16 protein-coding genes, 1 other RNA gene, 1 pseudogene and 1 riboswitch are annotated in these 21,327 nt (G+C 45.9%); of the genes and pseudogenes, 2 read left to right on the forward strand and 16 right to left on the reverse strand.

Translation table 11 applies throughout. The features are described 5' to 3' along the window. Positions 1 to 84: 84 nt before the first annotated feature. From CLOSA_RS11005 to CLOSA_RS11030, 6 genes and pseudogenes are all read right to left on the reverse strand, one after another. A pseudogene (locus CLOSA_RS11005) lies at positions 85 to 360 on the reverse strand (sigma-70 family RNA polymerase sigma factor); the annotation flags it as partial. Positions 361 to 530: 170 nt separating this feature from the next. After that, positions 531 to 1,709 (reverse strand): phosphoribosylaminoimidazolecarboxamide formyltransferase, encoded by a 1,179-nt coding sequence (locus CLOSA_RS11010; protein ID WP_013272845.1) that lies wholly within the window; start codon positions 1,707 to 1,709, stop codon positions 531 to 533. 14 nt (positions 1,710 to 1,723) lie between these two features. Beyond that, on the reverse strand, positions 1,724 to 2,437 hold the full coding sequence (locus CLOSA_RS11015) for an IMP cyclohydrolase (RefSeq protein WP_013272846.1): 714 nt from the start codon (positions 2,435 to 2,437) through the stop codon (positions 1,724 to 1,726). Positions 2,438 to 2,527: 90 nt separating this feature from the next. Further along, a riboswitch (ZMP/ZTP riboswitch) is annotated at positions 2,528 to 2,610 on the reverse strand. Between the two features lie 53 nt (positions 2,611 to 2,663). After that, a complete protein-coding gene (locus CLOSA_RS11020) occupies positions 2,664 to 4,025 on the reverse strand; it encodes an ABC transporter permease (protein WP_013272847.1) in 1,362 nt (453 codons plus the stop codon). Beyond that, on the reverse strand, positions 4,015 to 5,850 hold the full coding sequence (locus CLOSA_RS11025; protein ID WP_013272848.1) for a COG1361 S-layer family protein: 1,836 nt from the start codon (positions 5,848 to 5,850) through the stop codon (positions 4,015 to 4,017). Before CLOSA_RS11025 ends, CLOSA_RS11020 begins: the two co-directional genes overlap by 11 nt. Beyond that, entirely contained in the window at positions 5,837 to 6,556 is a 720-nt protein-coding gene (locus CLOSA_RS11030) for an ABC transporter ATP-binding protein (RefSeq protein ID WP_041709118.1), read from the reverse strand. The genes CLOSA_RS11025 and CLOSA_RS11030 overlap by 14 nt, the downstream gene beginning before the upstream one ends. Positions 6,557 to 6,916: 360 nt before the next feature. On the opposite strand from CLOSA_RS11030, the gene pyrB reads away from it, so the two are divergent. Together pyrB and CLOSA_RS11040 are read left to right on the forward strand one after the other, a co-directional pair. After that, positions 6,917 to 7,831, forward strand: a complete 915-nt coding sequence (gene pyrB / locus CLOSA_RS11035; protein WP_013272850.1) for an aspartate carbamoyltransferase — start codon at positions 6,917 to 6,919, stop codon at positions 7,829 to 7,831. Positions 7,832 to 7,833: 2 nt separating this feature from the next. Beyond that, on the forward strand, positions 7,834 to 8,259 hold the full coding sequence (locus tag CLOSA_RS11040; RefSeq protein WP_013272851.1) for an aspartate carbamoyltransferase regulatory subunit: 426 nt from the start codon (positions 7,834 to 7,836) through the stop codon (positions 8,257 to 8,259). A gap of 111 nt (positions 8,260 to 8,370) precedes the next feature. On the opposite strand, the gene rnpB is transcribed toward CLOSA_RS11040, so the two are convergent. The 10 genes from rnpB to CLOSA_RS11085 all read right to left on the reverse strand — a co-directional run bounded on the left by rnpB (position 8,371) and on the right by CLOSA_RS11085 (position 21,321). Beyond that, positions 8,371 to 8,813, reverse strand: an RNA gene (gene rnpB / locus CLOSA_RS22005) — RNase P RNA component class A. A gap of 52 nt (positions 8,814 to 8,865) precedes the next feature. Then, the gene (locus tag CLOSA_RS11045) at positions 8,866 to 10,527 is read right to left on the reverse strand and encodes a nucleoside kinase (protein WP_013272852.1); all 1,662 of its coding nucleotides are present in this window, start codon (positions 10,525 to 10,527) and stop codon (positions 8,866 to 8,868) included. 11 nt (positions 10,528 to 10,538) lie between these two features. After that, positions 10,539 to 11,351 carry a Nif3-like dinuclear metal center hexameric protein gene (locus CLOSA_RS11050; RefSeq protein WP_013272853.1) on the reverse strand — a complete coding sequence of 271 codons (813 nt, stop codon included), beginning with the start codon at positions 11,349 to 11,351 and terminating at the stop codon, positions 10,539 to 10,541. Then, complete coding sequence (locus CLOSA_RS11055) at positions 11,338 to 12,048, reverse strand: tRNA (adenine(22)-N(1))-methyltransferase (RefSeq protein WP_013272854.1); 711 nt, start codon at positions 12,046 to 12,048, stop codon at positions 11,338 to 11,340. Before CLOSA_RS11055 ends, CLOSA_RS11050 begins: the two co-directional genes overlap by 14 nt. 20 nt (positions 12,049 to 12,068) lie before the next feature. Then, complete coding sequence (rpoD, locus tag CLOSA_RS11060; RefSeq protein ID WP_408643008.1) at positions 12,069 to 13,241, reverse strand: RNA polymerase sigma factor RpoD; 1,173 nt, start codon at positions 13,239 to 13,241, stop codon at positions 12,069 to 12,071. 72 nt (positions 13,242 to 13,313) lie between these two features. Continuing rightward, positions 13,314 to 15,080 (reverse strand): DNA primase, encoded by a 1,767-nt coding sequence (gene dnaG / locus CLOSA_RS11065; RefSeq protein WP_013272856.1) that lies wholly within the window; start codon positions 15,078 to 15,080, stop codon positions 13,314 to 13,316. Between the two features lie 88 nt (positions 15,081 to 15,168). Next, positions 15,169 to 16,179: a deoxyguanosinetriphosphate triphosphohydrolase gene (locus tag CLOSA_RS11070; protein ID WP_013272857.1), complete on the reverse strand. Its 1,011-nt coding sequence runs from the start codon at positions 16,177 to 16,179 to the stop codon at positions 15,169 to 15,171. 155 nt (positions 16,180 to 16,334) lie between these two features. Next, positions 16,335 to 17,168: an AraC family transcriptional regulator gene (locus CLOSA_RS11075; protein ID WP_041709121.1), complete on the reverse strand. Its 834-nt coding sequence runs from the start codon at positions 17,166 to 17,168 to the stop codon at positions 16,335 to 16,337. Between the two features lie 124 nt (positions 17,169 to 17,292). Then, positions 17,293 to 18,996 (reverse strand): S8 family peptidase, encoded by a 1,704-nt coding sequence (locus CLOSA_RS11080; protein ID WP_013272859.1) that lies wholly within the window; start codon positions 18,994 to 18,996, stop codon positions 17,293 to 17,295. A gap of 48 nt (positions 18,997 to 19,044) precedes the next feature. Further along, the gene (locus CLOSA_RS11085; RefSeq protein WP_013272860.1) at positions 19,045 to 21,321 is read right to left on the reverse strand and encodes a SpoIID/LytB domain-containing protein; all 2,277 of its coding nucleotides are present in this window, start codon (positions 21,319 to 21,321) and stop codon (positions 19,045 to 19,047) included. Positions 21,322 to 21,327 lie beyond the last annotated feature (6 nt).

The following is a 21,327-nucleotide window of genomic DNA, read 5'->3' on the forward strand; positions in this document are numbered from 1 at the left end:
AAACAGCTAGTCAAAACCGGTGTATGCCTGTTATATCAAGGCATACACCGGTTCCCTAATTTCTATGGTATGGAGCCGTCATGATAGGATACCATTCTCCACACATTTGGCCGCATAAGTGGCCAGCCTGGAGCCTCTGTCCGGATGAAAGGTATTAACGGCTTTGATTAGTCCTATGGTCCCTACGGAAAGAAGGTCTTCCATATCATAATCCGTATTCTGATACTTTTTTGCCACATGTGCCACCAGGCGCATATTCCGCTCGATGAGTGTGGCTCTCGCCTCCCGATCCCCTTCCTGGTATCGTTCCAGACACTCTCGTTCTTCTCGCGCAGTTAAAGGTTTGGGAAAAGTCTTCAAAGAAAGCCACCTTAAACTTACTTACTCTCATTTTATGCCGCCCCTCTCTCTAAAGTGCTTTTACAAGAAATATTGGCTGGTACTTATTTTCCCTCTCTACCGCAGAACAGGCAATCAAAGCGGGCTCAGCTCAGACGCCATGTACAGGATCGAACCCATCCGTCTTCGTATCAATGGTGAAACAGGCGGACACCGGTAAAGGCCATAGCCATGCCGTATTTATTGCAGGTTTCAATCACCTGGTCATCCCGGACCGAGCCTCCTGGCTGGGCCACATACCGTACACCGCTTTTATAAGCACGGTCTATGTTGTCACCGAAGGGGAAGAAGGCGTCAGAACCCAGAGAGACTCCTGTCAGCCTGTCCAGCCATGCACGCTTCTCTTCTCTCGTAAATACTGCAGGCTTCACCCTGAAGATATTTTCCCATCTGCCATCCGAAATTATATCCATAGAATCGTCTCCGATGTAGACATCAATGGCATTGTCTCTGTCCGCACGGCCAATTCCATCTACAAAGGGAAGTTCTAATACCTGAGGAGCCTGGCGCAAAAACCAGTTATCCGCCTTATTTCCTGCCAGTCTGGTACAGTGGATACGGGACTGCTGCCCCGCCCCGATGCCGATGGCCTGTCCGTCTTTTGCAAAGCAAACGGAGTTGGACTGAGTGTATTTTAAAGTAATAAGGGAAATGATCAGATCAATTTTTGCTGTTTGAGGAATTTCCTTGTTCTCTGTGACTATATTTTTAAAAAGTCCTTCATCAATCCTCCCTTCATTTCTTCCCTGCTCAAAGATGATCCCATAAACCTGTTTTCTCTCAAGAAGCTCCGGCTCATACTCCGGATCAATCTGGATAATATTATAGCTTCCGTTCTTTTTGGATTTTAGAAGTTCCAAAGCTTCCGGTTCATATCCAGGAGCGATGACACCGTCAGACACTTCCCGCTTGATAATCCTGGCAGTATCTTTATCGCAGATATCAGAAAGGGAAATAAAATCCCCAAAGGAAGACATGCGGTCAGCACCTCTTGCTCTGGCATAAGCACAGGCCAGAGGAGAAAGACCTTCCATGTCCTCAACCCGGCAAATCCTTGCAAGCACCGGATCCAGCGGAAGTCCCACAGCTGCTCCCGCCGGGGACACATGCTTAAAAGAAGCAGCTGCAGGAAGGCCGGTGGCTTCCTTCATTTCCTTTACCAGCTGCCAGCCATGAAAGGCATCCAGGAAATTAATATATCCCGGACGGCCGCTTAAGACCTGAATGGGAAGCTCTTTTCCCTGGGGCATAAAAATCCTGGAAGGTTTCTGATTCGGGTTACATCCATATTTTAATTCCAGCTCGTTCATCTTTTGTACTCCTGTCATTGATTTTTATTCACGATCCGGGTCTCATAATCTCCGGTTTCTATGTCAATATACCTTACAAAGAGAGAAATCTTATTATCCCCGTGCAGGCTTTCCCATATCATGGCAGTAAATTCATCCAGATCATCAAGGGCTGCCACCAGCTTCGGCTCCCCTTCAAAGCTTGGCAATGGAGTTCCATCATGCATATAGGTGTGAAGGAAATGAGCTTCACCTGCCGCCGGATTGTCATAAGCAAAGGTATAGCGGTTGCAGGAATCCGGATCCCCATGATTGCTCTTTATGAGAGACATGGCATAATTAAAACGTCCTCCCTCTATATGCATGATTCCGGAAATGCGTGGAGTGTAATTTGGATTGTCCGGCTCAAATTCCCTGCACCGCAAGGATTGCTCAAAGGTCAGCTGGATATCCATTCCCTCATAGATGGTGTCGGTCTGATCTCCGTTTGTGACAATGGTTTTATTTCCCATGACCCGCACCGGGGCGTAAATAATAAGGCTTGGGTCCGTGACCTTGGAAGGGTCGAAGGCCTGGGTGCGGATACCTTCCCCGTCCTCTACAAAAACACGGTTGCGGCTGTTTTCGCTTCTCCCCATAATGAAATAAGCGGCAACCGCCTTTGTTCCATCCGGTGTTTTTCCCATTATAATGCCTCTTCCCGGATAGGAATTGCTCCTTAAATCGTCTTGCAAAGAAATCAAATTCATGAGATCTGGTCTCCTTTCTGAATGAAAACAAATTGTTTTTGATTTACAGGACATGGTTTTCTGCAAATCAAAAAACCGCCTGGACATCCCTTAGGGTGCCCAGGCGGCCGGCTTTTATTGTATCGTGCTCCCCGTGGTATTACTCCACTTATCCGCCAGTCGCACGTACCTTATTTAACATCATATTATATTCTACAAAAAAATGCAAGTCTCTTTTGTAAATCAGCTATTCATTTCGGATAGCGGCAAGAGGGCTCAGCTTCATGGCCCTTAAAGCAGGGAAAAATCCTGCCGCCATGCCTACAAAAATTGCAAAACCAACGGCTGTCAAGGAAAGCCATGCCGGGATTCTGGAAAGATCGCCGGGCATACCTGCCATAAAGCGGCCGGAAAGAAACTTATTTATGAGGAATGATACTCCATAGCTGAACAGGATTCCCGTTATTCCTCCTAAAAATCCGATAAAACCGGATTCCAGAAGGAACATATTCCTGATATTATTCATATCACATCCCAAAACCTTCAGGATCCCGATTTCCTTTGTTCTTTCATAAATGGACATCATCATGGTATTGGCAATGCCGATGGCCGCCACGAACAGGGATACGGCTCCGATCCCTCCCAATAGGGCCTGAACCATTTGAGCCTGCTTCTGGGATTGTTCCAGCCATTCCATATTGCTGTTGGCCTGATAGCCCATATCTGTAATGGTTTTCTGTACCGCCGTCACATGGTTCATATCATCCACTTCCACAATGGCCTGCTGGTAAATAAAATAGTTGTAGGGTTTCCCCTTTTTATTGGTTGGCTGATTGGGAATGGGCTTCTTTTTAAAAATCTGTTTTAACTGGGCCTTTAAGGCATCCAGGTCCACATAAACGTTATAGCTGTAACTATTCCATTCTTCGGTTCCTCCTGCTACCAGTCCTGCCGTTGGAATTAAATACTTTTTGGGAGGTTTGACGGTTTTACCTCCCTCTCCCGTTCCCCCGTTCTGAGATTGGTAATAGGCATCCATATCAAAAATCACAAATAAGGGCCTATTCATGAAATCAATGTTTGGAATGCTGGATGGATCCTCATAATAGTCGTTGCGGTTGCTTTTTGGGTTGTTAAAATTTCTGGCCACCATATTCCCTACGATCATCTGAAGATCCCTTTTTCCCGGTTCCGGGATGCCGCCTTCCTTTAAGGGAATATTCTTCATATACTCCTGGGTGACTCCAATAAGGTTGATATAAGCCTGATAAGCCCCCTGGGTCATCAAAACATTGGTCTCCAAAAGGGGAGAAGCTGCAGTAACGTGCTCCAGCTTACCAAATTGGGCGATCACATCGTCGGTCATATAATTGGGGTCCTTGCTGTTCTCATTACCTCCCCACATGGCGTTGGAATATACGGAAATTTCTGTAAGGCTTCCGTAGGAAGCGATCTGTTCCATGGTAAGTTCATTAAAACCGATCCCCAAAGACACCATGACAACAATGGAAGCCGTACCGATCAAAACTCCCAGAACCGTTAAAAATGTCCTTAGCTTCCTGCGTCTTAAATTGTTGACACTCATGGAAAGCAAATCGCTAAATCTCATTGTTATTTTCCTCTTCCAATGCTTCCTTTTTCCGTTTGCGCCTCTTAAGCACAAATACCGTTCCAAAGGTTCCTATAACCAGGGCAGCAACCACTGCCGGAATGATGAGCTTTCCATATTTGGAAGAGCCTTCCGGCTCTGTTACCGCCGGGAAATCTCCTGAACCATCCATTCCGGGATCCTGATCCATCTGTTCTGTTACCGTTAAAGACAGTTCCTTTTCAATGGGTTCGCTGACGGCACCGTTTTCATCCTCGTAGGTGATCATAACCTTGATTTTCCCATCATCCATGGTTGGAGCTGATCCGGTGATCATAGCATCTACATTCCCGGATTCTCCCGGCTTAATATTTCCTACATAGCTGTTGGTCTGTTGTATAGAATCCCCCACAAAGGCTACCATGACATTGTAGAGGAGCACCTTTCCCGTGTTATTGATGGGAAACATCACATTTGTCTCAGAGCCTACGGAAATTGTATCCGGCATTACCTCAATGGTGCCCGTGTTCAACCGGGAGACCTGTTTGACAGGAATGTTCACCGTTACCTTTTCTTCGGCGTTTTTAAACTCAGGGCTGTCATATTTTTCATTAATGGTAATGGCATAGGTCCTTTGGTCCACCCAGGCTCCGGCCCGCAGCTTCACCTTAACATCCGTGGTCTGGCCTGCGGAAAGGGAGTTCACAACTATGGATGAGGAACCGGAATCCAAGGTAAATACTGCACTGTCCGTAACTTTTTCTGATTCCAGGTTAAAAAGAATGTTGCTTGCGGCGACGTTTTCAGAGGCGTTTTTCATATGAAGGATCATTTCAAACTCCTCCCCGGCATAGACCGTCTCAGGATTCGTCTGAAACCCATCCACAATGATTCTGGCTTTTGTCCTGTCGTTGGCGTTAAAATCACCGGTCTCCTCTTCCTTGTCTTTATTCTGAACCTTTACATAAAAGGATTCTTCCGCTTTCTGGACATCCCCCTCAGTGCTGTCACGATATTCAATAGTAAAAGTGATGGGATAATATCCGCTGTAAACATCCTTGCGGATATTCATACTGTATGGAACCTCCACTGTCTCACCACCACCGATCCGGTCGTAGTGCCTGGTGTAGTTTCCGTCATTAATGTCAAAAGGGAACTTGGTGCTGTCCTGGTTCAGCCCCATCCGGATGTCTACATCAAAAGCGGTAATATTGGAAGAGTTACGGAAATTTATTTTAAAATTCATGGTTTCTGGAAAAATACCAGATGGCGTATTCTGGTTTTCTCCAAGTTCAAACTGAATCGTCCCTTCATCTTTCCCGGATTCCGTGGTTGAGGTGGATTTTGTGATCCAGATGTTGACCTTTTCATAGCTGGCATGGGCACCATCATCTTTTTTGGTTGCATCTGTTAATACTTCCAAAGGTACCAGGTAATAGCCCTCTGCAATGTCTCGGCGGACCCTTGCAGTGAGAGAAATGCTCTTAGAAGTTCCACTCTTTACTGTTCCCAGTTTTTTGTTATCAAAGGTATTGGACGTAATTTCAAAAGGAAAGATGGCTCCGGAATACTTTGTCTCTTCGTCTGCATTTTCTGTCGCCTGATATTCCTGCTCTGCCAGATCCCGGTCAAACCTCACCGCTACGTTGTTTAAATCACTGTTGCCATTGTTTGTAAAAACCATATTAATAGTAACGGTCTCTCCAGTCTTTCCAGATGGAGACTTTTTTACATCAATGTAGGTATTTCTGCTTAAATCATACTGGGCAAAAGCCGCACCAGGCATAGTTCCAATGACCATAAGAGCCGCAAGCAGCCACAGAAGTCCTTTCCTACCCTTCTTCATTTTCCATATCCTCCTTCGTATCCTCATGATGCTGTTCTTCGATTTTAACGATTTTTCCATCTACTATATGGAATTGTCTGTCTGCAAACTTTGCAATATAATTATCATGAGTAACCATGACCAGAGTCTGATTCTGTTCTCTCACGATTCTCTGCATCAGGCTTAATATTTCCCTGGTGGTCTTTGAATCTAAGTTTCCAGTTGGTTCATCCGCAAAGATGATCCGGGGATCTACCGCCAAAGCTCTTGCAATTCCGACTCTCTGCTGCTGGCCGCCTGACATTTCATTGGCCATATGTTTCATCTGCTTTTCAAGACCCACCAGTTTTATGTATTCCCTTGCCTTTTCATTCCTTACTTTTCTAGGGACTCCCCGGAACGACAGTGGCAAAGCCACATTCTCCACCGCATTCATAGTCTTTAACAGATTGTAGGACTGGAAAATAAAACCAACATGTTTTCTGCGGAATGATACCAGTTGATTTTCCGATAGCTTCTCTATATGGCTCCCGCCAATAACGATCTCACCCTTTGACGGCTTTTCAAGACCAGCAAGCATATTTAAAAGAGTGGATTTACCGGAGCCGGAGGGGCCTACGATCGCACAAAATTCCCCTTTGTATATGGTAAAGTCCACGCCGTTTAACGCATAGACCTTTGTGTTTCCCACTTTGTACACCTTATAAAGATTCTTAACCTGAATCATAGGTGCCTTACCTTCCTCCAAAACAGACACCCCCTTTCTATATATTTGCAAGCAATGAGCCAGGCACAGGAATGTAAGCATGCCTGCAACTGGCAAATGTTGCAAGGATCAATAGCCTGCAACTAGCAGGACATATGACTTTGCATACACATTATACAACAAGATATTTCCATCGGTCATTCTTTATTTTCTTACACTTCCTTAAATATTCCTTACAGGACCCTCTTCCAATTCCTGGAAAAAACCGCAGGTTTAGATTATATCATAAATTTTAAAAAAGTGTTGAAATATTTTAACTAATACTGTATAGTAGATGGGATAGAATTTTAAACCTTAATTTAGTGGATAAAGGAGATTCTTATGAGACATTTACTTAACCCGTTAGACTTTAGTGTGGAAGAGACAGGGCAGCTTTTGGATCTGGCCAAAGATATCGAAGAAAATCTTCCAAAATATTCTCATGTATGCGATGGAAAAAAATTAGCGACATTATTTTATGAGCCAAGTACAAGAACTCGTTTGAGTTTCGAGGCTGCCATGTTGAATCTGGGCGGCAGTGTACTAGGCTTTTCTTCTGCTGACTCCAGTTCTGCCGCAAAAGGAGAAAGTGTTGCTGACACCATTCGGGTCCTTTCCTGCTACGCAGACATATGTGCCATGAGACATCCCAAAGAAGGAGCTCCGCTGGTTGCTGCTAACCATTCCAGCATACCGGTAATCAATGCCGGAGACGGAGGACACCAGCATCCGACCCAGACCCTTACTGATCTTCTTTCCATACGTTCTTTAAAAGGCCGCTTAAATGATCTGACCATCGGCCTCTGCGGTGATTTAAAATTCGGCCGAACGGTCCACTCTCTGATTAATGCTCTTGTACGATACGAAAACATTAAATTCATCTTGATTTCTCCCCCTGAACTGCGAGTACCTGAATACATCCGTGAAGATGTGTTAAAGGCCAACAACATCGAATTTATGGAAATGGACAGCCTTGACGAAGCGATGCCGTCTCTTGATATCCTGTACATGACCCGTGTGCAAAAGGAGCGCTTCTTTAATGAAGAGGATTACATCCGTTTGAAGGACTGTTATATTCTGGACAAAAAGAAAATGAAACTGGCAAAACAAGATATGTATGTTCTTCACCCCCTTCCAAGAGTCAACGAAATTTCCGTGGAGATTGACGAAGATCCCAGAGCCGCCTACTTTAAGCAGGCGAAATACGGCGTGTATGTGCGCATGGCCCTTATCATGACATTATTGGAGGTAAAATAATCATGTTAAATATCAGCGGATTAAAAGAAGGAATCGTTTTAGATCACATAGAAGCAGGAAAAAGCTTAGAAATATATTATAACCTGGGTCTGGACAAGCTGGACTGTCAGGTGGCTATCATCAAGAATGCCAAAAGCAATAAGATGGGGAAAAAGGATATTATAAAAATTGAAGGCGGCTTAGACCACATTGATCTGGAAATCCTGGGCTATATTGACCATAACATAACGGTCAACATCATTAAGGACAATCTGATTGTGGAAAAGAAGGCATTAAGCCTGCCGAAAAAGATCACAAATGTTATACATTGCAAGAATCCCCGCTGTATCACCTCCATAGAACAAGGACTCCCTCATGTGTTCTATCTTGCCGATGAGGACAAAGAAGTTTACCGCTGCATGTATTGCGAAGAAAAATATACGAAATAAACAGCAGGCTTAGACAGTCCCTGGTGAAACAACACGGAATCCAGTCTAACAATGGCGCAGCTTTTATGCTGCGCCATTTTACTATTTTTAATATTTTATTTACTTCTGAAAGTTTTGAGCAAGACGATAAGCCGGGTTATGTCGTTGAATGGCCATCTATCTAGGCCTGCCGTCGCCGGCAGGCTCCAGCGACCTACCCGGGAGCAGACGGGCCGCCTTATGCTCCCTGTTCGGTCTTGCTTCGGATGGGGTTTACATGGGCCCCTCCTGTTACCAGAAGGGCGGTGGTCTCTTACACCACCATTCCACCCTTACCGCAGATCAAATACCTCGCAGCAAGCTGCGGAGTATTTTACCCCACGAACATTCGCCAAATTGCCGTGCAAACGTCCATTTGGCTCGTTGCCTTCGTGAGAATTGCGGCGGTATATTTCTGTTGCACTATCCCTAGAGTCGCCTCCGCCAGACGTTATCTGGCATCCTGCCCTGTGAAGCCCGGACTTTCCTCATCTGCAGCCTTTCGGCTTTGCAGCTGCGGCCATTTGTCTTACTCAAAACTGTAATAGCATATCATATATTTGTTCATTTGTAAAGCCGTTTTCCATCCTAAACTTTGAAGCAGCTTCCTCCGATAAACTCTCTGACAATGGAATTACGGGGAATATCCTCACTGTTGACCCCAAGAAAATAATCAAGGAACTTCAGCAGGCGCTTTGCTTCCAAATATTCCTGAGAGTCTCTGGGGATTCCGAATAACAGAGGCTCAGCAAACTGCTTCAGCACAGACAGCTCATAGACTGTTGCGGAATTAAACATCATATCGGCCGATTCCTGGAATGGGAAAATATACTCTTCCTCTCCTTGCCTCACCGACGGCCACATACGTATGGTATCCTGTGCGGAAGCACCTCTTGTTCTTGCATCCCGCACCATCCGCCGGATCAGGCGGCAATCGGTTGTGGGAATCCTGTTGTGTTCATCAATATTCAACTGAGTCAGGGCACTTACATATACCCGGAATTTACTTTCTTTCGGAAGAGAATAAGAAAGCCTGTCATTGAGACAATGAATCCCTTCTATTACCAGTATATCGTCCTTACCCAGCTTTAAATAATCGCCTCTGTATTCACGGACCCCTGTTTTAAACTGATACCGGGGCATTTCTACAGTTTCTCCGGCCAAAAGAGCCGTCATGTCTTTATTAAACTGTTCAATATCCAGACATTCCAGAACCTCATAATTATAGCTTCCATCCGGATTTCTTGGACTATCGACCCGGTTTATAAAATAATCGTCTACGGCAATGGGATGGGGGATCATTCCCTGAGCTTTTAACTGCACAGACAAGCGGTGGGAAAAGGTGGTTTTTCCGGATGAGGACGGGCCGGCAATCATAACAAATTTCTTACTCCGGTCAGCGCCTATTTTTCCTGCGATCTCAGCAATTTTCTTTTCCTGTAGCGCTTCCTGAATTAATATCAGTTCATTGATGTTACCGGATGCAATTTCTTCGTTAAGGGCTCCTACATGAGAAACATTCAGCCGTTCCCCCCATTTTATGCTTTCCTTTAACACACGGAACAGCTTCTGCTTTGCCTCTGCCTCAAATACAGGTACCTCTTTGGGGTTTTCCTTTTGTGGCAGCATGAGCATAAATCCGTCATCATAGGGAATTAAGTCAAAATATTTGATGTATCCGGTATTTTGTACCATGTATCCATAATAGTAATCTTCAAAGCCGCCTATGCTGTAGATGTTGACACGGGACACCCGGCGGTACCGGAACAGTCTCTCCTTATCATACATCCGGTGCTTGTGGAACAGTTCAATGGCTTCGTCAGTGTGTACATTCCTCTTCATAATGGGAAGTTTCTGGCTCACATATTCCTCCATGCGGGCCTTTACCCGGGAAAGCAGTTCCTCCGTCAGTTCAACCTTTCCATGGGCCTCAATATAATAGCCTTTTCCTAAAGAAAAATCCACAGTCACCTTTTCAATGTTTTCCGCTCCTGCCACGTCATAAAAGGCTTTCATCATAAGAAAAATAGCGCTTCTGTGATAAGTCTGAATCCCTGGCTGATCTTTCCCTGTAAAAAAATGAAGGCTGCTGTCAAACTGGACTGTTTTATGGAGTTCACTAAGTTTTCCGTTTACACTGACCAGTAAAATATCATTTTCAAACCGGGGCTGATACTCCTTTGCAATTTCTTGATAAGACGTCCCTATGGGGTATTCCTTTGCCACACCGTCAATTGTAACTATCGCCATTTACTTCCTCCTTATATGAATGTTTCAGGAAATTCGATTTCTGCCTTGCAGATTTCTATTGTTTCTCCTGCTTCTCTCTTTAGATATTCTTCTATAAAATCTAAAAACAGGTATTCCAAGCCATAATGACCTGCATCAATGACAGCCATTTGGTTTGCAGCAGCATCGATACCGATATGATGACCGATATCACCGGTTATAAAGACTTTCACACCAGCATCTAACGCCGGTTTCATAAGACTTCCCCCTGATCCCGGACTGATACCCACAAATCGTACGGCCTTACCCGGAGCAGACTCCCCGTAAACCGTTACAAATGGAAGGCAAAACCGTTCTTTTACAAAAGCGGCGATCTCCCTTACCGTCATTTCTTCCTTAAGATACCCTGTTTTCCCGATTCCGTATATCGTCTCCTCCAGTCCTTCCCCACGCATTACACCTTCTTTTTCCAGAACATTTATATTTGTGAGTCCCAGCCTCTCTGCAGCCGCATCTGCCATACAACCTGGTGCTGCATCAAAATTCGTATGCATGGCGTAGCAGGAGATATCATGGCGGATCAGCTTTATTATACGCCGGGATATAAAGTCCTTATCATTGATTTTTTTTAATGACTTAAAAATCAGGGGATGGTGAGTGATCAATAAATCAGCCCCCCACCGGACAGCGTTCTCCACTACCTCATCGGTAGCATCTAAGGCAATGAAAACCTTTTTCACTTCTTTGTCGCTGCGCCCTGCCAGGAGGCCTACATTATCCCAATCACAGGCACATCCCGGCGGTGCCAGTTGTTCCAGCTTCTCTATTAATTCATCGCATCGCATCCTGTGCCTCCTTATTGTAGGACAAATCCAGCTTCAGCTCTTCCATTCTTCTGGCTGCAGCCTCTGTCCCCATGGCAGAAAGTCCAGCCAAGATCTGTTCCAGCTGTTCCTCTTCCTTTTTTAAGTACTCCATTAAGACAGGATCCTTTGCTTCCAGAAGCATCTTGCCATAACGGTAGGAAATCTCCCTGTCATTTTTTCCCTGAATAAAGGGATCCTCCGGCTTTCTGCTGACTCCAATGACGGAATAATATTTTCCTTCTTCTTTTATCATAGTCTCCCGCAAAGTGAAAAATGACTCTTTCTCCAGGAATCTGCGCACCTTCCCAAGTTCCGAATGGGGGGATAGGACCCAGTAAGGAATACCTTCCCACAAATCACGGCCTCCTTCCAGGATATGTATCATCAGCTCTCCGCCCATGCCTGCTATGACAACACAGTCTGCCTCGTTTTGCTCTAATTTTAAAAGTCCGTCGCTTAAACGGACTTCCACACAATCTTGTAAGCCTGCCTCCTGGATATGGGCCCGGGCCCGTAACAAGGGGCCCTCCCTCACATCCATGGCAATGGCATGTTTTGCTTTTCCTTCCCGTACCAGATGGATCGGAACATAACCATGATCTGTTCCAATATCAGCTACTCTGCTTCCTTCCGGAACAAAGGAAGCAATGGTTTCCAAACGTCTTGATAACTTCATGCTAAACTCCGTCTTATGTCTTAATCATCCAGATAGTCCTTCAGCTTTTTGCTTCTGCTGGGATGGCGCAGTTTACGCAATGCTTTTGCCTCTATCTGGCGAATTCGTTCTCTCGTAACATTAAATTCCTTTCCTACCTCTTCCAGGGTTCTGGGCCGGCCGTCATCAAGACCGAAGCGCAGCTTTAAAACCTTCTGCTCCCGCTCTGTCAGAGTGTCAAGCACCTCCATCAGTTGTTCGTGGAGCATGGTAAAGGTAGCAGCATCAGCCGGAACGGCTACCTGCTCATCCTGAATGAAATCTCCTAAGTGACTGTCCTCTTCTTCTCCGATGGGCGTTTCCAAGGATACCGGTTCCTGTGACACCTTCATGATCTCCCTGACCCGGTCCACCTGCATATCTGCCCTGGCTGCAATCTCTTCCGGCACCGGTTCCCGTCCCAGCTCCTGCAACAGCTGTCTGGACACACGAACCAGACGGTTGATGGTTTCCACCATGTGAACCGGGATGCGGATGGTACGTGCCTGGTCCGCAATGGCACGGGTGATCGCCTGTCTGATCCACCAGGTCGCATAAGTGCTGAATTTATAACCTTTCCGGTAATCAAACTTTTCAACGGCCTTAATAAGCCCTAAGTTTCCCTCCTGAATTAAGTCTAAAAACTGCATTCCCCGCCCAACATAGCGTTTGGCAATGCTGACCACCAGGCGTAGGTTGGCCTCCGTCAGCCTCTGCTTTGCATCATCATCACCCAGCTCGATCTTTTTGGCAAGCTCAATTTCATCTTCACTGGAAAGAAGGGGGACTTTCCCGATCTCTTTCAAATACATGCGGACCGGATCCTCCACGCTGATACCTTCAGGAACAGACAGGTCGATACTTTCCATATCAATCTCTTCTTCATCCTCGATATCTTCCTCTATGAAAAGATCCTCATCCAGTTCCAGATCCTCGCCGCCGATTTGAAGAACATCCACTTTATTGTTTTCCAGAAAATCAAAAATCTGGTCCAGCTTGTCTGAGTCTAAATTCTCTCCCACAAAAAAATCCAGAATCTCCTGATTTTCCAGCACATTCCGTTTCTTTTTTGCTAAAAGCAGAAGCTGATTTAATTTTTCCTCGAATGCAGCGGCTGTCTCTGCAGCCTTAGCCTCCACAGCCTGTTCCTCTTCAGTTTTTCTTGATCCCACCATCTTATCTGCTGTCTTCTTCACATTCTCGTCCATGTTTTTCCATCCTTCCACAGCCTGCCTATAGTGTACACCCTAATCCAGCGAAATATGCAAATCCTTTAGCGCAGCCTGTTCCTTTATAATATTCTGCAGTTCTAAAATTCCTGCTGCATGGCGGCTGGCATGATCCAGACTATTTTTTTTCACCTTCATAATCGTTTCCGAAAACGCTTTTTTTTGTTCTTCATTATCTAGGGACTCTTTTAAGTTCGCATGAAAAAGACCTGCGACTGCCCGGTATTGATCTTCATCATGAATAAAATGATTCAAGATCTCAGCCGGATTCAATGTTCCGGCAGCGTGTCCGTCAAAAACCATCCGTGCCACCTTGTGATACAGTTCTTCTATAAAATCATCCGGAGAGATTACTCCGTTAATCTTATCAAACAGTAATGGATTTTCAATGAGCCAGGTAAGAAGCAGCCTTTGGGATTGCTTTACGCCGTCTTCTTTTTCCTTTTTTCTCTGGTTTTTAAGAATACCTTCTTCCCGCGGTATCGAAACAGACGGTCCCAGAGAAGCCCCCAAACGGTTGACCAGTCGTTTTAAATCCTCATAATTAATATAATACTCCCTGGAGACCGCCTCCAAATAATTCTCCCGTTCCAGAGCCTCTGGAAATTCCAGAAGTTTTCTGGCCACCTGATTGTAAAATTCAGTTTTCTGCTCCGGATCCTCCATTTGGTAATTCTTTTTCAGCACATCAATTTCAAACAGGAAGCTGTTGCGGGCCTCTTCTATTCGCTGTCGGAAAGCCTCAGCTCCCAGATTCTTTATAAATTCATCAGGATCTTTGTAAGGCTGCATGGTGAGTACGCGGATGGACATGCCTGCTTCTTTGAGAATGGGAATCGCACGGAGGGCAGCCTTGACCCCCGCGCCGTCGCTGTCATAAGTGAGAACTACTTTATCCGTATACCGTTTTAAAAGCTGGGCATGCTGAGAGGTAAAGGCCGTTCCCAGGGAAGCCACCGCATTGGTGAACCCTGCCTGGTGCATTGCAATCACATCCATGTAACCCTCGCAGATCAATATGTATTTTTCCCGTGAAAGTCTGGCATAATTTAGCCCGTATAAATTCCGGCTTTTATCAAAAAGCTTTGTCTCAGGGGAATTTAGATACTTTGGCTCCCCGGCTCCCATGACCCGGCCTCCGAAACCAATGACCCGGTTATTCACATCCATAATGGGAAACATCACCCGGTTCCAGAACTTATCAAAGGTTCCACGTTCTTCAATGGTCACCAGCCCTGTCTGCTTTAACAGACTGTCATCATATCCCTTGCTTTTCAAATACCGGTAAAGGTCGCTGCTGGTTTTGTTGGAATACCCAAGCCCAAACCTGGTTATGGTTTCATCACTTAGCTGCCTGTCCCTTAAATAGCGGTAGCCTGCCTCCCCCTGGGGGTTTTTAAGCTGATAATAAAAATAACTGGCAGCCAGCTTATTGATCTCCAAAAGAGCGGACCGAAGATCTTCCTGCTCCCTGGCCTCCTTGCTGTACTCTGCCGCAGGAAGCTTCACACCTGACCGGTCTGCCAGGACCTTTAACGCCTCAGAAAAGGAATAATTTTCATATTCCATGACAAACGTCAATACGTTACCGCCTGCTCCGCAACCAAAGCAGTAGTACATCTGCTTGGCAGGGGATACCGAAAAGGAAGGGGACTTTTCATTGTGAAAAGGGCATAAGCCGAAATAATTGCTTCCCTTCTTCTGCAGCTTGACGTATCCCGAAATCACATCCACGATGTCATTCTTCATCCGGACCTCTTCAATCACTTCTTCCGAATATCGCATGAAGCTTCCTTTCTCCTTTCTCCTTTCTGGCCGGGTTTTCGGGCCGGAAAGGTATACCCGCAGGGCGTTCCTGAAATAGATATCCTGTTTAAACTGATTTCCACGCTTTCGGGACAAACAGTTCCTCAAATTTATCAATGGCATAGCTGTCACTCATACCTGCAATGTAGTCGCAGACCGCCCGTTCTCTGCCTTCCATCCGGACTTCCATTAAAATGCGGTATTCCTCCGGCAGCTTGTCCGGGTGCTCCATATAATAATTAAAAAGCATGACAATAAGATGCTGTGCTTTTCCTTCCTCTGCCTTTGGAATATCGCTTTTATAGACGTTTTCAAACATCCAGGTACGCAGTCCCTGCATGGCGCTCTCCATATCCGGGGACATGATAATTTCGGGCTTTCCATAGCTGTTTCCGATAATATCATGGATCAGATTGTTAAGCCTTTCACGGACACTGTGCCCCAGAATTCCCGTATAGCATTCCGGCAGATCTTCCTCTACAAACATCCTGGCCCTGATAGCATCATCAATGTCATGATTGATATAAGCGATCTTATCCGACAGGCGGACGATGGCCCCCTCTAACGTGGAAGGCTGGCCGCTGGTGCGGTGGTTTAAAATCCCGTCCCTGACTTCCCAGGTAAGATTTAATCCCATACCGTTCTTTTCCAAAATCTCTACCACCCGGACACTCTGTCTGTAGTGGGCAAACCCCTGGGAACAGATCTTATTTAAAATTGCCTCTCCGGAATGACCGAATGGAGTATGTCCCAGATCATGAGCAAGGGCTATGGCCTCCGTTAAGTCCTCGTTCATTCGCAAGGACTTAGCGATGGTCCTGGCAATCTGGGATACCTCCAGGGTATGAGTCAGTCTGGTCCTGTAATGATCCCCTTCCGGTGCCAGAAAAACCTGGGTTTTATGTTTCAGCCTGCGAAATGCCTTACAGTGAATGATCCGGTCCCGGTCCCTCTGATAAGCTGTCCGGATATCACAAGCCTCCTCTTCCCGCTCTCTTCCTCTGCTGTTTTTACTGAAAGCGGCATAAGGACTTAAATATGCATTCTCCCATTGTTCCGTGGATTCCCTGATATTCATTCAATCACATCCTTTGCCCAAAGTTATGGTACATTATATCATATTTTCAGTGATTATAATACCCTATATTAAAATAATTGTTACAGTTTATCCGCACCATTGCTGATTTGGCGGATAAATCGTGATTCCAGAATGCAAAAGCATGTGCTGCCAAATTATTCATGAGGTACATCCAGACATTTCCTGTATTCGCTGGGAAGGCAGCCATACCGCTTTTTAAATGCCTTGGAAAAGGCTCTGCTGTCAGGAAAACCATGCTTCATGGCAATCTCTCCGATTTCGGTGCCGGTGCCCACCAGTTCCCTGACCGCATATTTGACACGCAGGTCAATCAGATAGGTGCGGTAATTGACCTGCGCATATTTCTGGAAGATCCGGGACAGATAGGTGGGGCTGAAACCAAAACGTTCCGCCACCTGCTCAAGCCTTAAGTCCTGGTCATAATTTTCCCTCATATACTGGGTGACCTTTGACAGCTTGTCAAGCTGTCTTTTCTGGCGGAGGATTTCCTTATCCATGGTTTCCGCCTTAAACTCCGTAACCAGAAGATATAAAAGCTCATAGAACTGGCTTTTCACCTTCAGGCTGTAGCCGTATTCCTGCTTTTCGTAATTAGAGAACATGGAGACGACCAGTTGTGTCAGCCTTTTATTTTGAGCCTCGCCCTTTTTCTCAAAATTTACATAATTTTCTTCCCCCATATACCCCTCATAAGTCTCTGCCGGTATTTGGAGGACAATGGTGATATTGGGATTGGGACTTTCAATGGAATGGACTTCATTGGAGTTGACCAGCACAAAATCCTGTTTTTCAAGGGTAAGGTGGCTGTTGTTGATATAGAAATCAATTTTCCCCTCCTGAACCAGAAAAATTTCAACGGAGTGATGCCAGTGCTTTGCAACCTTATAATTACCATCCCGGCCCTCAAAAATAAACATTCGAAACGGCAGGTCATTATTGGGAATGACCAGTTCATGTCTGATTTCCATTTCACACCTCCCCAAACGTATTGATTCCATTATAAAGCATACCGCCTCTTTTTCCAATGGCTTTTCCTCTTCCTGTCCATGCTCTTTGGACATAAAGGTATGCCCTCAGGGCGTTCCTCCCATGTTATACGGGAAGGCTGTCACTGATGCATAACGCACCATATCCAAGCTCCGGATTGGGATATCGGGTGACTCCGGGAAGAGGCCTGGCCCCCCGGATCAGATAAGCCTTGATCTTTTCGCCGAACAGGAATGGATCCCTTCCATCCACAATCCCCCACTGCATCAGCAAGGCGGAACCGCCAGTAACAAAAGGCGTTGCAAATGAAGTACCTGTTACCGTTTCATAGCCTCCTCCGGCCTTTGCGGCAATGATTCCCACCCCGGGAGCAGATATATCCGGCTTTACCTGGTTGGTCCTCCTTGTAAATCCTCTGCCGGAAAAATCTGCATAAGACTGATAAGTATCGTCATAAGCACCCACGGAAATGACTTTGGATGCCGTGGATGGAATGGTCAGGGTAGTTTCAGGCGTGGGTCTTAAAAACCGGGTAGACTGGCTCAATACCCCGGCAGAAGGAAGCCAGAGATCGTATTTACCTTCCACGATCTGTCTGGGAGTCAGACGAAATCTCCATATCCCGCTTTCTATATAAGTATCGATAGGAAGAAAATCCAGATAAATTTCCTGGGCCACACTGTAAGGACCAGGTTTCCCATAGTATAACAAGATCCTGGTATTCCTGTAGTTTATGGTCTGCGGCCCCAGTCTGCTGCTGATGGGTCCGATCACTTCTCCGGAGGGGGTTATAATGCTGATATCAAACAAATCCGCATAGGATTTCCAAAGCTGTACACTGAAACTTTGCTGGTACCCGCCCACGCTGAGTTCGATTTCCTCAGGTCTGGACATTGTCAGGACTCCTGAGATGTGGCCTCCGCCAACCCCTTCGTTTCCTGTTCCTACCACGATTACGGTCTTCCCGTAATTGGATATATCATCAAGAAACGTCTCTAAAAGGCTGGTTCCGTCATGAGAACCGTAAGTATTTCCAAAGCTTAGATTAATGGCCAGAGGCATCTGCAGTTCCACGGCTTGCTGTACAGCAAAGTTAACTGCCCGCATAAGCTCTGTGGTTCTGGGGAACCCACTTTCCTGGGGGACACCAAGCTTTACTACCAGCAGCGGGCTTTCAAAAGCAACTCCCCGGTACTGTCCGTTGCCATCTCTTCCGTTTCCGGCTGCTATGGATGCTACGGCCGTTCCGTGGCCGGAGATGTCTGTAGAAGGAACCAGTCTCCTTGCTTCCGCCCTGTTACCGGCAGCCAGGGCTGCATTGATTTCTTCTGCTGTAAACACCCGTTCCAGGGTCTGGTCCCACAACTTTACAATTCTGGTGGTACCGTTATTATTCCGGAAATCATTGTGAAAATAATCGATTCCGGAATCAATGACCGCTACCAAAACTCCTCTTCCTGTCAGGATACTGCTTCCCTGTTGTACCAAATTGACACAAGAGGCCGACTTTGCCTGATTAATTGCAAAAAACAGCCTCTTTGGTTTCTCCACATATTCGATTTGCGGTAATTCACTTAACCTGTCAATGAGGGATTCAGGAACCGTAAGTATGGCATATTCGTTCACCATTGGCTCTACCCGGATTCCTGCCTGGGCAAGACCGCTTATGTCTCCGGAATATTTTACGATCACATCCCATGACTTTTCCCCAGGATTATATCCTACGTTTAAATTTCCTGATTTTTCCCGCTCCTCAGGGGTTGCGCTGAGGGCAAGGTTTAACAGGTTTTCCAGCTTCTGATCTTGCATATGACATTCCTGCGTTTTTTCTATCATCCTACGCCGGAAATGTCATTCTCATTCCTTGCTCTGTTCTGCTTCCCGTACTTCTGTCCCATAATAATAAAATTTCAGGATATCCTCAAAATTTTTCCCGGCCTTTGCCATGGCCTGAGCCCCATTCTGACTCATACCTACTCCATGGCCAAAGCCTCCGCCATAGATATGAAAGGTGGTAATGTTCTTGTCATCTACGCCTTGATTTTCAATAGCAATATAGGCGCTGGGAAGGGAATCAAAATTCTTCATCATAGTACCATCCAGCTTGGTGACGGTCATATATTTATTTCCCAGTTTTGCCCTCACCTGTCCTTCCCCATTGATCGTCATAATGCCGTCGGATCCTTCGATCCTCAACTTTTTCACAATCCCGCCGACTCCCCGTTCCGTTACCGTAATGTTTAGGATAGAACCTACTTCAGTGATCTCCTCCTCTAACTGCCGGTTGGTGACGGAGGTCTCCCAACGGTACATAGGATATGCCGAGTCGTAAGCCGGATAGTCCTTTTTCTTTATAAATTCATCAAAATCAGAGTTTGTAGACAGGTTTAAGACTCCCCTGCTGTCCTGAAGAAGACTGCCATCCAGATAGGGGAACTGGGCCGGATCACCTCCCCATACACTTCCGTCGGTGGTATGTCCGCAGGAGGTGGAAAAATAAAAGGCTTCAATTGGATTATTATCATAGAACAACAGCTTTCCATAGGTTTCCCGCACTGCCTCTTCCGTTTTTGATGCGGTGGGAAGATTATTGTAAACCTGGAATCTGGTGCTGTCATCCACATGAGCACCGTATTTGCTGTAGGTATTGCTCTGAATCTGCCGGAAAGCATAGGTCCTTGCGCAGACAGCCTGGGCTTTTAAGGCTTCCTTTTCATAGCTGTCAGGCATTTCACTGGGCACGACCTTTGTCAGATAATCCTCCAGATACAGCTCATTGATCAGCAGCAGTCCTTCCCCTTCCTTTCGTATCTCAACAGTCCCGCCATAAGAAGGGGTGCCATAGGATCTTCGGATGGAATTAACGGATATGGAATCTCCTTTTTCCAGGGGAGCTGCTACGATCCGTCCATCCTTCAGCCTCTCATCTGTGGTATCAATAATCACCTCCGCCTTTGGAGGAACGTTTACTACCTTCTCCCCATAGGACAATGCCAGGCCGCTTTCCGCAGAGAGGGTTACGGACGAATGAAAAATCGACTGAAAATTCGTATTCATCAAAAGGACCCTGATGCTCTTTGCGTCAAATTCCCTCACCAGCAAGGCAGCACAAATTCTCCCGTGGGCTACCACAAAATCCTGTATGTCATATCCTACCAGAATGTCAGTAATGCTGCGCTCTTCAAACTGTCCGTACAGCCGGTATACTTTAAAATCCTTATCCAGCTTCAGGCTGCCATACCCTTCCACTTCAATGGAGTCTTCCTTTACCGCCAGAACCTTTCCCGATATCTTCTTTTTCTTCATGGTCACCTTCTGTAAGTTTCCTCTTTTTAAACTGATATCGGCAATGTTATTGGCAAACTCCTCCGGCTGGCCCAAAGAAGCCTCTAAGGGAAAGGTTCGTTCCACAGAGCCTAGGTATACCCGGAATGTTCCTCCCTCACCTGAGGCCAGCCAGACATTTTTATAGGTTATAGAATCTGTAACCGTCTCTTTTAAAGCGATGATCTCGCCGTTCCTGACCAGAAGTTTCAGCTCCCAGTCTATGTAAGAGTCCAGGCTGATGCCTTCAAATTGGAAATTCCCCCTGCTGGTATAGGCAGTCCAGGCTGATGCTGCTTTTACATTGGTGGGAGTACCATAAAGAAGGACGTCAAGCTCCTTAATATTCCCTTCTTTGTCCAGGGTCTCCCTTAATTCTTCATACAAATCCCACCATTCACCGGCTGGAATCTTCGTGTTTTGTTTTTTCCCGCCATCATGAATTTTCTTTCCTGAGCCAGGGACCAAGGCTTCTGCCAGGCTTTCCGCCTCCTGATAAGTGAGAAAGCCTTCTGCAGTTTCCCTTTTCGGCGGTATGATACCGGGATCAAGATAGCCGCCAATATACAGGTAATTCATGTATTTCACATACCAGTTATTCTGTTCCTTTTCCGGAAAATACTCCTGCTTCTGATCCTTCAGCATTTTTTCACAGTTTCCTCTATCGGTAAGAAGGAGAGCGGCCGACTTATATGCGGCCCCTCTTGATATTCCCTCCGGTTCCGGTTCATTTACCAGAATAATTATAATGAGAATCAAAACCAGAAGAGGAATACCGACAACAAATCCGATAAATGTCTTTTTATTCATGCGCTC

Origin of the sequence: [Clostridium] saccharolyticum WM1, assembly GCF_000144625.1 — a bacterium.
GTDB lineage: Bacteria > Bacillota > Clostridia > Lachnospirales > Lachnospiraceae > Lacrimispora > Lacrimispora saccharolytica.

What these genes read in the sequence shown, in the direction of transcription:
- CLOSA_RS11040 (WP_013272851.1), top strand. Translation starts at nt 7,834, where the DNA reads ATGTTAAATATCAGCGGATTAAAAGAAGGAATCGTTTTAGATCACATA.
- pyrB (WP_013272850.1), top strand. Translation starts at nt 6,917, where the DNA reads ATGAGACATTTACTTAACCCGTTAGACTTTAGTGTGGAAGAGACAGGG.
- CLOSA_RS11015 (WP_013272846.1), bottom strand. Translation starts at nt 2,437, where the DNA reads ATGAATTTGATTTCTTTGCAAGACGATTTAAGGAGCAATTCCTATCCG.
- CLOSA_RS11080 (WP_013272859.1), bottom strand. Translation starts at nt 18,996, where the DNA reads ATGCAAGATCAGAAGCTGGAAAACCTGTTAAACCTTGCCCTCAGCGCA.
- CLOSA_RS11020 (WP_013272847.1), bottom strand. Translation starts at nt 4,025, where the DNA reads ATGAGATTTAGCGATTTGCTTTCCATGAGTGTCAACAATTTAAGACGC.
- CLOSA_RS11030 (WP_041709118.1), bottom strand. Translation starts at nt 6,556, where the DNA reads ATGATTCAGGTTAAGAATCTTTATAAGGTGTACAAAGTGGGAAACACA.
- CLOSA_RS11025 (WP_013272848.1), bottom strand. Translation starts at nt 5,850, where the DNA reads ATGAAGAAGGGTAGGAAAGGACTTCTGTGGCTGCTTGCGGCTCTTATG.
- CLOSA_RS11085 (WP_013272860.1), bottom strand. Translation starts at nt 21,321, where the DNA reads ATGAATAAAAAGACATTTATCGGATTTGTTGTCGGTATTCCTCTTCTG.
- CLOSA_RS11075 (WP_041709121.1), bottom strand. Translation starts at nt 17,168, where the DNA reads ATGGAAATCAGACATGAACTGGTCATTCCCAATAATGACCTGCCGTTT.
- CLOSA_RS11050 (WP_013272853.1), bottom strand. Translation starts at nt 11,351, where the DNA reads ATGCGATGCGATGAATTAATAGAGAAGCTGGAACAACTGGCACCGCCG.
- CLOSA_RS11010 (WP_013272845.1), bottom strand. Translation starts at nt 1,709, where the DNA reads ATGAACGAGCTGGAATTAAAATATGGATGTAACCCGAATCAGAAACCT.
- CLOSA_RS11045 (WP_013272852.1), bottom strand. Translation starts at nt 10,527, where the DNA reads ATGGCGATAGTTACAATTGACGGTGTGGCAAAGGAATACCCCATAGGG.
- rpoD (WP_408643008.1), bottom strand. Translation starts at nt 13,241, where the DNA reads ATGGTGGGATCAAGAAAAACTGAAGAGGAACAGGCTGTGGAGGCTAAG.
- dnaG (WP_013272856.1), bottom strand. Translation starts at nt 15,080, where the DNA reads ATGCGATATTCGGAAGAAGTGATTGAAGAGGTCCGGATGAAGAATGAC.
- CLOSA_RS11055 (WP_013272854.1), bottom strand. Translation starts at nt 12,048, where the DNA reads ATGAAGTTATCAAGACGTTTGGAAACCATTGCTTCCTTTGTTCCGGAA.
- CLOSA_RS11070 (WP_013272857.1), bottom strand. Translation starts at nt 16,179, where the DNA reads ATGAATATCAGGGAATCCACGGAACAATGGGAGAATGCATATTTAAGT.